The 12,996-nt window shown below is 63.0% G+C and carries 11 protein-coding genes; 7 read left to right on the plus strand and 4 right to left on the minus strand.

Going from position 1 to position 12,996, the window contains the following annotated elements; all coding sequences use genetic code 11:
* Positions 1–107: 107 nt before the first annotated feature.
* The 6 genes from N8A98_RS07840 to N8A98_RS07865 all read left to right on the plus strand — a co-directional run bounded on the left by N8A98_RS07840 (position 108) and on the right by N8A98_RS07865 (position 8,834).
* Positions 108–2,015, plus strand: a complete 1,908-nt coding sequence (locus tag N8A98_RS07840) for an ABC transporter substrate-binding protein (protein WP_262170467.1) — start codon at positions 108–110, stop codon at positions 2,013–2,015.
* 106 nt (positions 2,016–2,121) lie between these two features.
* Entirely contained in the window at positions 2,122–3,108 is a 987-nt protein-coding gene (locus N8A98_RS07845; protein WP_262170469.1) for an ABC transporter permease, read from the plus strand.
* An 11-nt stretch (positions 3,109–3,119) separates the two neighbouring features.
* Entirely contained in the window at positions 3,120–4,247 is a 1,128-nt protein-coding gene (locus N8A98_RS07850; protein ID WP_262170471.1) for an ABC transporter permease, read from the plus strand.
* 4 nt (positions 4,248–4,251) lie between these two features.
* Positions 4,252–5,295: an ABC transporter ATP-binding protein gene (locus tag N8A98_RS07855; protein ID WP_262170473.1), complete on the plus strand. Its 1,044-nt coding sequence runs from the start codon at positions 4,252–4,254 to the stop codon at positions 5,293–5,295.
* A complete protein-coding gene (locus N8A98_RS07860; protein WP_262170475.1) occupies positions 5,288–6,340 on the plus strand; it encodes an ABC transporter ATP-binding protein in 1,053 nt (350 codons plus the stop codon). The genes N8A98_RS07855 and N8A98_RS07860 overlap by 8 nt, the downstream gene beginning before the upstream one ends.
* A gap of 25 nt (positions 6,341–6,365) precedes the next feature.
* Complete coding sequence (locus N8A98_RS07865; RefSeq protein ID WP_262170477.1) at positions 6,366–8,834, plus strand: hypothetical protein; 2,469 nt, start codon at positions 6,366–6,368, stop codon at positions 8,832–8,834.
* Positions 8,835–8,843: 9 nt separating this feature from the next.
* Here N8A98_RS07865 and N8A98_RS07870 read toward each other — a convergent pair whose 3' ends face one another.
* The 4 genes from N8A98_RS07870 to N8A98_RS07885 all read right to left on the minus strand — a co-directional run bounded on the left by N8A98_RS07870 (position 8,844) and on the right by N8A98_RS07885 (position 12,663).
* Entirely contained in the window at positions 8,844–9,305 is a 462-nt protein-coding gene (locus N8A98_RS07870) for an MmcB family DNA repair protein (protein WP_262170479.1), read from the minus strand.
* Positions 9,298–10,491: an MFS transporter gene (locus tag N8A98_RS07875; protein WP_262170481.1), complete on the minus strand. Its 1,194-nt coding sequence runs from the start codon at positions 10,489–10,491 to the stop codon at positions 9,298–9,300. Before N8A98_RS07875 ends, N8A98_RS07870 begins: the two co-directional genes overlap by 8 nt.
* Positions 10,488–11,660 (minus strand): MFS transporter, encoded by a 1,173-nt coding sequence (locus N8A98_RS07880; RefSeq protein WP_262170483.1) that lies wholly within the window; start codon positions 11,658–11,660, stop codon positions 10,488–10,490. Before N8A98_RS07880 ends, N8A98_RS07875 begins: the two co-directional genes overlap by 4 nt.
* Before the next feature lie 130 nt (positions 11,661–11,790).
* A complete protein-coding gene (locus N8A98_RS07885; RefSeq protein WP_262170485.1) occupies positions 11,791–12,663 on the minus strand; it encodes a LysR family transcriptional regulator in 873 nt (290 codons plus the stop codon).
* A gap of 179 nt (positions 12,664–12,842) precedes the next feature.
* On the opposite strand from N8A98_RS07885, the gene N8A98_RS07890 reads away from it, so the two are divergent.
* Positions 12,843–12,995 carry a DUF1127 domain-containing protein gene (locus N8A98_RS07890; RefSeq protein WP_262170487.1) on the plus strand — a complete coding sequence of 51 codons (153 nt, stop codon included), beginning with the start codon at positions 12,843–12,845 and terminating at the stop codon, positions 12,993–12,995.
* The last annotated feature ends 1 nt before the right edge of the window (position 12,996 follow it).

Consider the following 12,996-nt stretch of genomic DNA (forward strand, 5'->3'; position numbering starts at 1 on the left):
CTCATGCAATTATTTTCATCATTGTGATTCTGCTCCTGCTTAATTGACAGGCGGGGCATCGCGCCTCGCCGAGGGAACCCAGATCATGTTGGGGGAGGATTGAGACGATGAATTCCAAGAGATGGGTTGCAGCTTTGGCAACCGGCATCCTGTGCACGAGCGGGCTGACCAGCTTCGCCTGGGCATTCCAGGAAGCCCCAATTCTGGCCGAGCAGGTCAAGGCCGGCACGCTACCGCCAGTCGACGAGCGCCTGCCCACCAAGCCCACCGTGGTCAATGCCCTCGAGGTTGGCCAATATGGCGGCACCTGGCGCCGCGCCTTCAGCGGCCCGGGCGATCGCTGGGGCCCCACCAAGCTGATGGAAGAACGCGTCCTCAAATGGACCGCCGATGCCGATGGCGGCGCCGTGCTGACGCCGGGCTATATCGAAAGCTACACCGTCAACGAGAATTCCACCGAATTCACCTTCACCCTGCTCGACGGCCTCAAATGGTCCGATGGCGAGCCGGTGACCACCGAAGACGTCGCCTTCTGGTACAATGACATCTTCCTCAATCGCAAAATCGTGCCCACGCTGGAGCCGACCTTTGCGCCGGGCGGCGTGCCGCTCGAACTCGAAGTGGTTGATGCGCGCACCTTCAAGGTGAAGTTCGCCCAGCCCTATGTCTATTTCCTGCAAATCCTGGCCAAGGACTCCACCGGGGAGCCGAGCCTGGATCGTCCCAGCTTCCTCTTCCCCAAGCATTATCTGAGCCAGTTCAACAACAATTACGCCAGCGACGAGGAACTGGCAGCAGCCGCCAAGAAGTTCAACGTCGCCGCCTGGACCGATCTGTGGGGCTCCAAGGGCGCCGTCACCGCCTGGTGGTCCAATCCCGAATTGCCGGTGATCACCGCCTGGAAGATCGAAACCCCACCGCCGGCCGATACGGTGGTGATGGTGCGCAATCCCTATTATTACGCCGTCGATCAGGAGGGCAATCAGCTCCCCTATATCGATCGCATCGAGCACCGCCTCTATCAGGACCCCGAAACGCTCAACCTGATGATCGCGCAGGGCCAGCTCGATATGCAGGATCGTGGGCTGACCCTCACCAATTTCACCTTCTACAAGGAAAACGAAGCGCGCGGCGGCTATCACACGGTCAATTGGAAGGACACCAATATCTGGTCGCTGGTGCCCAATATGACCGTCAAGGATGAGGTGCTGGCAGCCCTGTTCGCCGACGAGAAAGTGCGCGAAGCCTTCTCCATCGCGGTTGATCGTGAGCTGATCATCGAATTGACCCAGTCGGGCATGGCCCAGCCGATCCAGGCGGCGCCGGTGACCGGCACGCAATATTACAATGCGGAACTGGCCACCCACTGGACCGACTATGATCCAGACCTGGCCAATCAATTGCTCGACGAAGCGGGCCTTGATCAACGCGACGCCCAGGGCTTCCGCCTGCGCCCGGATGGCAAGCGCTTTAGCCTCGTGGTCGAAACCAGCGACGCGGCCCATGCCAAGACGCTGGAATTGCTGACCGAAAACTATGCCCAGGTGGGCATTGAAATGCTGCCCCGCGTCATCGACCGCACCCAGTGGGACAATAACCGGGCCAATAACGACTTCCAGATGCACTGGATCCCGTTCGACCGCATGACCTTCCTGCCCGCCGATCCACGCCGCCTGATGGGCTGGGACGGTTACGGCAACGAATATTTCAAATGGTACAGCACGGACGGAGCCGAAGGTATCGAGCCGCCCGCCGACGACCCGGTCCGCGAGATCTGGGCCCTCTGGGACAAGGCCTCACAATCGGCCTCGATCGAAGAAGCTGATGTCTCGGTCAATGAAATGGCCCGCATCTTTACCGAACAGGGTTGGGTGATCGGGGTCTATGGCGAAGGCCCGGTGGTCAATATCGTGGGCAACACCATGCAGAACGTGCAGCCCGATCTGGTGCAGGACGACATTTTCCGCGGCATTGGCCTGGCGCGCACCCAGCAGTTCTGGCTCAAGCAGCCCTGATAGACGCAAAGGCGCGCGGAGCCCCAGGCCCCGCGCGCCATCTCGGCCCTACGACCCGGACTCCAAGCCGGGCCGTGGCGTGCCGGCAAGGGGAGAGAACTGCAGTATGATTGCCTTTATCGGGCGGCGCGCGCTTCTGGCGATACCGACGCTGATCTTTATTTCGTTCATATCCTTCGTGATCATCCAGCTGCCGCCGGGCGACTACGTCACCTCCTATGCGGCCCAGCTGCGCCAGCAGGGCGACTATATTTCCATCGCGCAGGAAGCCGCCATGCGGCAGAATCTGGGGCTCAATGACCCCATTCTGGTGCAATATTGGCGCTGGATTTCCAATATCGTGTTCCGCGGCGATTTCGGCCATTCCCTGGAATGGAACGCGCCGGTGGGCAGCCTGATCTGGGACCGCCTGGCACTGACACTCGCCATTTCCTCGCTCAGCCTGGTCTTTACCTGGATCATCGCCATTCCGGTCGGCGTCTATTCGGCCACGCGGCAATATTCCATTCTCGACCACCTCTTCACCGTCTTCGGCTTCCTCGGCAAAGGCGTGCCCGATTTCCTGCTCGCGCTGATCCTGATGTGGATCGGCTTCATGTATCTGAATATCGATGTGGGCGGGCTGTTCTCCCCGCAATATCAGAACGCCCCCTGGAGCTGGGACAAACTCGTCAACCTGCTCTCCCATCTGTGGATTCCGCTGGTTGTGCTGGCGACAGGCGGCGCGGCTGGCCTCATCCGCGTCATGCGCGCCAATATGCTCGACGAATTGGGCAAGCCCTATGTCGAGACCGCCTATGCGCAGGGCCTTTCCGAGCGTCAGGTGGTGTGGAACTACCCCGTGCGCGTCGCGCTCAATCCCTTCATCTCCACCGTCGGCTGGTCGCTGCCCGCCCTGTTCTCGGGCGACGTGATCACCGCCGTCGTGCTCAACCTGCCCACGACCGGACCTTTGTTGCTACAGGCCCTCAAGATGCAGGACATGTATCTGGCGGGCAGCTTCATCCTCATCCTCAGCGTCTTTACCGTGATCGGCACGCTGGTCTCCGACATCCTGCTGGCGTGGTTTGACCCGCGCATCCGCTACGCGTGAGGAGTGCGCCCATGACCGATTCCGCCCTCGACACAACCAAAGTCCGCGACCACAAGGAAGACCTGTTCACCGCCAAGCCCTGGCAGCTGGTCTGGCGCCGCTTTTCCAAGCATTTGCTCGCGGTCATCTCGCTGTGGTTTCTGATCCTGCTGGCGCTGACCGCAATCTTTGCCGATCAGGTGGCGCCCTATGACCCGTTCAAGGTGCAGCGCCTGCGCACCCTGGCGCCGCCGACCGGTATCCACCTGTTCCACGAAGGCCAGTTTGTCGGCCCCTTCGTCTATGGCCTGTCGCGCGAACGCGATCCCAATACCGCCCGCGTGCTCTACGAAACCGACCCCGACAAAGTGCTGCCGATCCAGCTCTTCTATACTGGCGACGACTACAATTTCCTGGGCCTGTTCAAGTCCAATATCCACCTGTTCGGCGTCGACGATAGGCGCGAGCAGATCAACCTGCTCGGCACCGATGATCTGGGCCGCGACGTCTTCTCCCGCCTCATGCATGGCGGACGCGTCACGCTCTCGGCTGGGCTTGTCGGCGTGATCTTCGCCTTCGTGCTCGGCCTCACCCTGGGCTCGATCTCGGGCTATTTCGGCGGCTGGATCGATAGCTCCATCCAGCGCCTCATGGAATTCATCCGCTCCATTCCCACCATCCCGCTCTGGATGGGCCTGGCCGCTGCCCTGCCCATCGCCTGGGACCCGATCTTTGTCTATGTGCTGATTACATTGATCCTGGCGCTGATCGGCTGGACCCATCTGGCGCGCGTGGTGCGCGGGCAATTCATGGCCATCCGCAACGAGGATTTCGTGATGGCGGCCCGCCTCGCCGGCGCCTCGGAATACCGCATCATCACCAAGCATATGCTGCCCTCGATGACCTCCTATATCATCGCGGCGCTCACGCTCGCCGTGCCCGAAATGATCCTGGGCGAAACCGCGCTCAGCTTCCTGGGCCTGGGCCTGCGTCCTCCCGTCGTCAGCTGGGGCGTGCTGCTGCAGGATGCGCAGAATCTGCGCTCGATCTCGATGGCGCCCTGGCTGCTTTCGCCGGGCCTGGCGGTGGTGCTCACCGTTTTGGCCTTCAATTTCCTCGGCGATGGCCTGCGCGACGCGGCCGATCCTTATGGGCAATAGCATCATGACCAATTCCATGCCTGAAAACCGGCTGCTCGAACTGGACAATGTGCAGGTGCAGTTCCCCATGCGCGAGGGCCTGGTCAAGGCCGTCAATGGCGTCTCCTACCATGTCAACAAGGGCGAAGTGCTGGGGATTGTCGGCGAAAGCGGCTCGGGCAAATCCATCACCGCCCGCGCCATCATGCGGCTCCTGCCCAAGAACGCCAAAGAGACCGGCGGCAGCATTCGCCTGCGTCCCCGCACCGGGGAAGAATTCGAGCTCTCCGCGCTCGACCGCAATAGCCGCGCCGTGCGCCAGGTGCGCGGCAATCATATCGGCATGATCTTTCAGGAGCCGATGACCGCGCTCTCCCCGGTCCACACCATCGGCACCCAGATCATGCGCACCGTGCAATTGCACAAGGGACTGAGCAAGGCCGATGCCCGCGCCCGCGCCATCGAGCTTCTGGCAAAAGTGCAGATGCCGCGCCCCGCCCAATTGGTCGACGCCTATCCGCACCAGCTTTCGGGCGGCATGCGCCAGCGCGCCATGATTGCGCTGGCCATTTCGTGTGACCCGAGCCTGCTCATTGCCGACGAACCGACCACTGCGCTCGACGTCACCACCGAGGCCCAGATCATTGAATTGCTCAAGGAGCTCAAATCCGAGCTGGGCATGGCCATCGTCTTCATCACCCACAATTTCGGTGTCGTCGCTGATATCGCCGACCGCGTTTCGGTGATGTATCTGGGCCGCATTGTCGAAACCGCCGATGTCGACGACATTTTCTACGCCCCCAAGCATCCCTATACCCAGGCGCTGCTCCGCTCCATTCCGCGCCTTGGAGTCGATCAGGGCCGGCGCCTCCCCACCATTCCGGGCATGGTGCCAGATCCGTTCAGCGTGCCCAATGGCTGCGCCTTCAACCCGCGCTGCATCCATGCCGTGCCGGGACTGTGCGACACCAAAGTGCCGCCCGAACTGCGCTTTGGCAGCCAGATGTCGCGCTGCCATATTGCCGAACAATTCGCCCAAACCGAACAGCAGGAGCCAGCCCATGTCTGATCCCGGCCCGGCCCTTCCCGATGACACGCTGATCTCGGTGCGCGGGCTCAAGAAATATTTCCCCATCCATGCCGGCTGGCGCAAACGCCATGTCGGGGACATCAAGGCCATTGACGACGTTTCCCTCGATATCAAAAAGGGCGAAACTTTCGGCCTGGTCGGGGAAAGCGGCTCGGGCAAATCCACCGTCGCAAGATTGATGCTGCGCGCCTATAGCCTCACCGATGGGCAAATCCTGTTCCGCCGCGCTTCGGGCGAAGTGGTCGATATTTCCAGCCTCTCCGAGCGGGGCATGCGCGAAATGCGCCAGGAAATGCAGATGATTTTCCAGGATCCCTATTCCTCGCTCAATCCGCGCATGACCCTGCTCGAACTGGTGGGCGAGCCCATGGTCATCCATGGCGTGGGCAATCAGGCGCAAATCCGCGACCGGGTGGCCGAATTGCTCAGTGTGGTTGGTCTGCGTCCCGAATTCCTCACCCGCTATCCGCATGCCTTTTCCGGTGGCCAGCGCCAGCGCATCGGCATTGCCCGGGCCCTGGCGCTCAATCCCAGCTTCATAGCCGCCGACGAAGCCGTCTCGGCGCTCGACGTGTCAGTTGCCGCCCAGAACATCAACCTGCTGCAGGATCTGCAGGAGCAGTTCGGCCTCACCTATTTGTTCATCACCCACGACCTGGGCATGGTCGAACATATCGCCGACCGCATCGGCGTCATGTATCTGGGCCGCATCATGGAGATCGCGCCCACGCACGATCTCTTCAGCAAGCCGCTCCACCCCTATACCGAAGCGCTGATGGCCGCCGTGCCGCAACCCGATCCGCGCGGCAACCGCACCCGCAAGCGCGTGCCGCTCAAGGGCGAAATCGCCAATGCCGCCAATCCGCCCTCCGGCTGCCTGTTCCATCCCCGCTGCCCCTATGCGCAGGAGCGTTGCGCCAGTGAAGAGCCGGCCCTGCGCGCCCTGCCATCGGGCCGCCAGGTGCGGTGTCACTTTGCCGACGAATTGAGCCTGACTGGCGCCGTTGCGGCCGCTCAACGTTAACAGTCCGCTAACCAAATCGGGTCCTATGTCAAAACCGCTTCTCATCCTCAACCGTGGCGAAAGCCTCGCCGCCTGGGCCCTGTCGCCGGTCATGGCTACGCCCTTTCCGGGCCTTCCCGCGCCCGCCGAAGACAAGCAAAACTACAAATATATCAATGGTTTCGTCGATGTTGGCGACCTGCCCTGCCGCGTCGCCACCTGGCGCGATGTCGCCACCCGCACTGTCACGCTCGACACCAGCTGGCCGGTCGAAAGCCTTTACCTCCCCGGCGCCAATCGCCGCGTCGAATTCAGCCAATTCCGCTCCACGCCAACCCGTTTGGCCCGCTGGTGCCGCACCAGTCTGAGCGCCCCGGTCGACCGTTATTGCTCCTTCCGCCTCTCGACGCGGGGCGGCGTACATATCTGGGTCGATGGCGAAATAGCTGCGCGTTTTGAACCCTTTACCCGCAATTCCACCGAGCAAAGCGTCGTCCACCTGCCCATCAAGGCGGCTGGCAGCGATATCATGGTGCTCACCGAAGACATGGCCGAGCGCGACACCAATTGGTTCTTCGAACTCACCCTGCTCGACGACGTCCCCCTCGCCGTCCACCTCCCCGGCGCCCCCGCTGACGCCCACCTCGACAGTCTCAAGGCATTGGCCGCAGAAGTCCGGCCAGCCGGGGAATTTACCGGCCCAAACAACCCGCTGGTGCTCGAATTCGACACGCCGGCAACCCTCGCCGTCGCCATCCACGCAAAGGTCGGCTCGACCTCGCATGCCAAGCACACCATGCTCGACCGCACGGTGACCCTCAACGCCGGCGAGACAAAAGTCACCCTCTGCCGCGGCGACGACTTGCCCGAGGGCTATCACATTCTCGATCTGACCTTCATCGTCGATGACACCCGCGTCTCCCGCCAGATCGCCTGTGCAATCATCCATGACATCGCCCCCCAGCCTCGCCATGCCGACATTGCCGATCGCAAGCGCGAAGCGCTGCTGCACAGTGCCCGGGAAGGCGAAATGCGCATGGGCACGGCGCTTGCCATGCTGGCTGCGGGCCTGCCACCCGACCAGCGTTTCCGGGACATTGTCGAAGAAACGCTGACCCTTATCGAGGAGCGTTGGGACTGCGCTGATTTCGTCAGCGTGCCCCTGCTCTGGGCCTATGCGCGATATGCCGCCCAATTCCCCACCGACCTGCGCACCCGGACTGAAACGGTGTTGCTCAATTTCCGCTATTGGGTGGATGAGCCGGGCAATGACGTCATGTGGTTCTGGAGCGAGAACCATGCTTTGTGCTTCCACGTCTCCCAGCTCATGGCCGGCCAGATCTTCCCCGATGGCCACTTCACCGCCGCCAATCGCAACGGAAACGAACAAGCCCGCCTCGCCGCCGAGCGGCTACATTCGTGGTTCGACGCAGTCGAGGCCGAGGGCCTCGCCGAATGGAATTCGTCGGCCTATTATCCCGTTGATTTCATCGGTCTTTTGGCCTTGGTCGAATTCGCTCCCACTGACATTGCCACACGTGCCCGCCGCGTCACCGACCGCATCTTCACCATGACGGCGCTGCACACTTTGGGCGGGGTTCCCGCCGGCAGCATGGGCCGCGCCTATGACAAGGAATTGCGCGCCGGTCCGCTCACTGAACTGGCTCCCTTCGCGACGATCGCCTTCGGCAAAGGCTGGCTCAACCAGGGCGTCGCCTCGCTCCCCCTCTTCGCCGCCGGCAGCTATCTGCCGCCCCCCGAACTGAACGAACTCGCCTGGCCCGAGCCGGGCAGCGCCGTCACAGCGCATTACACCCAAGGCTATGACCACGCCACCCACCTCTCGCTGTTCAAAACTCCCGCCGTGCAACTCTCGAGCAATGCCGGCGCCAAGCCGGGCGGCTACGGGCATCAGCAGCATGTCGTTGACGTGCTGTTCTCCGCCCATCCGCTGGCCCGGAGCTGGATCAACCATCCCGGCGAAGACGATCCCTGGGGCAGCCAGCGCCCTTCCTATTGGGCCGGCAATGGCGTGCTCCCCCGTGCCGCCCAGCACGAAAACATTGCCCTGCTGCTCTACGATCTGGGCAGCAATCCGCGCCTCGATTTCACCCATGCCTATGTCTCGCAGGCGGGCGTCGAAGCCCATCTGATCGACGGTACCCTGATCCTGCGCTCGGGCAATGGCCTGCTGGCCTACAAGGCCACCGCCCCGCTTGAGCCGATCACCAAAGGCCCCAGCAAGGGTCGCGAATACCGCTGTTATGGCAAGGTCATGGGCTGGATGGCCCTGGTCGCCGAAGGCGACGACATGAATGCCTTCGCCCGCCGCATTGCCGGGCTAGACCTGAGTCTCGACGGCCGTCACCTGACACTCAAGGGCTTGCCCAGCGGCAGTATCGAGCTGGATTGGAATGCAGGACTATCGGTGGACGGCAAAGCCGTGACGCATCCCAATATGAGCATCGAGCCCCTGATCCAACGACGCAAACTCAGCGAGACGATGGCGGGGTAAAGCCCCCCGCTATTTCGGCCCCGGGTCCATCAACACATGGACCCGGTCCGCCCCCAATCGCGCCAGCTTCAGCATCAGCGCCTTGCGCCGTGCGGGGGCCATGGGCGTGTCGGGACTATCGCGCAGGATCGCCCCGTCATGCCCATCGGCCACGATCAGCCCCTCGCTTTCGGGAAAAATCCCGGCATCCAGCTCTGGCGGCTTGGCGAAGAAGAACCGGTCGGAAAATTCCCGGTATTCGTGCCATTTCTTGTCGACCTGGAAATCGACGAGGCTCGACTTGATCTCGACGATCCAGATTTCTCCCTTGGGCCCCACGCCCAGCACATCGGCCCGCCGGCCGCTGCGCAAGGTTACCTCGGCATAGCAGGCCATGTCGTAGGTTTCGCGCAAGAGCCGCATCACACCGCGCTGCACGCGCAGCGCGGTGGCCGACTGGCGCAGGTCGACAATGGGCGGCAGCTCAGCCATGGGGCGGTACGGGCTCGGGCGGCAGGCCATGCGGATTGTCCACCTTGCGCGGACCCAGGGCGAAGCTGGCCGCCCACAGCCCGGCCACCAGCAACGGCAGGCAGATCAGGTAGGAATTGCGGATGCCCAGATATTCGGCAACAAAGCCCAAGAGCGGCGGCGCGAGGAAGAACACCACGAAGCTCACCTGCCCGAGCGCCGCGACATTGACCGCAGCCGGCCGGTCGGTGCGCTGCGCCGCCGCCGAAACGGCCAGCGGATAGACCGCCGAACAGCCAATGCCCATCAGCGAAAAGCCGGCCAATGCCACCCAGGTCTGGGGCGCCAGCCCCACCATCAGCACGCCGATCGCCGCCAGCACCAGCAGCACCATGGCCACATTGCGCGGACCATAGCGCGCCACGACCGGATCGGCGGTGAGCCGCATCGCCGCCATGAAGAAGGCGAACAACGTCAGCCCCATGCCGCCGACGAAGGGCTGCGCCGAAAACACGTCGCGCATATAGATGGCCGACCAGTCGATGCCCGCGCCTTCGACGAGGAAAGCGGCAAAACCGATAATGCAGAGCGGCACCAGACCCCAATTGGGAAAGGCGATGCGGTGCGCGCCGGCGTCGTGGCCCTGACCCTTAGGCTTGGGCGCCGCCACCATACCGAAAAACATGTAGCCGCCCACCAGCACGACGATCACCGCGATGATCCCCATATGCCATTGGGCGCTGAGCCCCGATTGGCGGATCATGGCGCCGAACAAAGCCGTGACGAAGAAGCCGACGCTCCAGAACCCATGCGCGCGGTTCATGTAGCGCTTGCCGCTGGCCGTTTCGAGCCGGTCGGTCTCAACATTGAGATTGATTTCGAGCGCCCCGGACAAGAGCCCGGTGAAGAACATCACGACGAACACCGCTGGCGCAACCGGCAACCAGGGGATCAACGCAAACAGCAGGGATGGCCCCAGCACAGTGACCAGGGCAGTGGTGCGCGGCCCGACCTTTTCGATCACCGGGGAGCCAAAGGTCAGCGAAATCAGCGAGCCGAGTGACATGCCGATCATGGTGAGGCCCAGCTGGCTTTCCGAAACCCCCAGGTGGGTCTGGATATCGGGCAGTCGCGCCATCAGGGCGCCGGTGGTGATGGCAAACAGGAAAAAGCCCGCATAGATGCGGTATTGAGGCGCGATAATCATGGGGTCACGGTCGATCTGATAGGTTTGGGGCCCAGGGCCGAGGCGGCGAACAGGCTCAACGCGACGAGCGGCAGCCCGATGCCAAAGGCCCAGCGGATGCCGAAATGCTCGGCGATATAGCCCAGCAGCGGCGGCCCCAGGAGGAAAGCGACAAAGGAAATCTGTGCCAAAGCCGCCACATTGACGGCGGCCGGCCGGTCGGTGCGCTGCGCCGCCGCCGACATGGCGAGCGGGAAAATAGCACTGGTACCTACGCCCATCAGCGCTAGGCCCACATAAGCGGCCCATTGTGCGGGAGTGAAAAACACCAGCAGCGTGCCGATGCCCAGAATGGTCAGCAGGCCCCGCGCCACGATCACCGGGCTCCAGCGCTCGACAAAACTATCGGCGAAAAACCGCGTCACCGCCTGCGCGCCGGCGCCCAAAGCCACCGCGAAACCAGCCCAGAACGGGGCCGCGCCAAACACGTCGCGCATATAGATGGCCGACCAGTCGATACCGGCGCCCTCCATGATCATGGCCGACAGGCACACCGTCACCAGCACGAGAATGGCCAGGGTCGGGCGGGCAAAACGCGGCCCCGGCTCGGTGCTGCCGCCGGTGCGGTGCTCGGCCGGCTCGAAGCGTCCCAGGAGCACGGCCGTCGCCAGGGCGATGACCGGCACCATGATCAGCAGATGCAATTGCGGCGACAGCCCGGTCTGGGCGATCAGCGAACCTACCAGCCCGGCGCCAAAAATGCCGAAGCTCCAGAAGGCATGCGAGCGGTTCATGATGCGCCGGCCGATGGCATGTTCCACCCGGTCGGCTTCGAGATTGACGATGATTTCCACCGCGCCGATGGTCAGCCCGACCGGCACCAACAGTAGGAACAGCATGAGCGGCGTGGTCGCCCAACTGGCCAAGGCGTAAAACGCGGCCAGCAACGGCAAAGCCGTCAGCAGCGTACGGCGATAGCCGATGCGCTCGATGATCGGGCCGGCAAAGGTCAGCGAGATCAGCGTGCCCATGGCCGCCCCGATCAGCGCAAACCCCAGCGCGCCTTCGCCCACGCCCATGGCGCGCTGAATATCGGGCAGGCGGGGATACAGGCTCCCCATGCAAAATGAATAAACAAAGAACGCCCCATAGACCTTGATCTGGGGCGGCAGCTCAATGCCGAATCTCATAATAAAAGCTACTCGCAAACAGAAGCGAGGCGCACGCTAGTGCATTTCGCCATGGAGTAAAATAGGGCCTGCAAGCGCTTTAGCGACATTATTGTAACGTTGCAACTCAATCACAGCGCCATTGTGGCGCTCACTGATGTCCCGGCCGCTCGCCCCGGAACAGCGCCCCGTGCTCACCCATTAATTTGCCGATCCGATCGGCCACCGCGCGCACGGCAGGGGTGTGGCGCTCCTCATGATGGCTGACCAGCCATTGGTCGGTTTCGAGTTCGGTGACCAGCGGCGCCACGCGGATCAACCTTGGATCGCTGTCGCCCACGAAACACGGAAACACCGAAAGCCCGGCCCCGGCTGCCACCAGTTCGCGCACGCTCATCGAATCATTGCCGCGCACGGCGATGCGGTCGCCATGGCGCGCCTGCATCCAGCGAGCCGATTGGGTCTGGGCGCCATCGCCGGCAATGCCGACGAAATATCCGGCGGCAATGCCATTGACCAGGTTGAGACCCGAATAGAGGCCATAGGCCACCTTGCCGATCAGCCGCCCGGCCAGCCATTGCTCGGAGGGGCGCTGGTTGCGAATGCCCAGATCGGCATTGCGCCGGCCGATATCGATCTTTTCATTGGCGGTGACCAGTTCGAGCCCGAAGCGGTCCTCCACGCTCCACAGCGTGCCGATATGGGAGCCGAGAAAGGCCGAGGTCCAGGCGCCGGCCGAGACTCGCACCACCCGCTCGCCGATCGCCCCCTCCTTCCAGCGCTTGAGCGAGAGCATGGCCGTCTCGACATCCTCGGCGCGGGCCAGCAGCGCCTCGCCGGCCGGGGTCAGGCGATAGCCGGTTTGAGAGCGGGCAAACAGCGGCTCGCCCAATTGGCGTTCGAGCGCGGTGATGCGGCGACCCAAAGTGGCGGCGCTCAGGCCGGTCGTTCCCGTGGCGGCGCTCAATCCGCCCAGCCGCGCGACGTCTAGGAACAGCCTCAGATCGTCCCAGCTGAAATCCATTTTTCATTTCTGCAAAGTGCGTTGCGTTCTTGAGCATAGCGGCTGGCCGCGAATTTGCGCAAGTATGGCTGCAACGGCACCGCAAGAGGAGCCGAACGAAAATCAAAACAGCCAAATCTGCAAAGCCGGTCGCCACGCCACCGGCCACGGGTTCGGCTTTGCCTGAAAGGTACCTTGCAATGCTGCAAACTCTGCTCCGCCGCGTCCGCGCCGTCTGGCAGGACCATGTCGCCCTGCGCACCCTGCGCGGCATGGACGACCGCCAGCTCGCCGATCTGGGCACCAGCCGCGACTGCCTCGCCGATTTCGTCCGCACTCACGCCTGTCACTAAG

Source organism: Devosia neptuniae, assembly GCF_025452235.1.
Classification (GTDB): domain Bacteria; phylum Pseudomonadota; class Alphaproteobacteria; order Rhizobiales; family Devosiaceae; genus Devosia.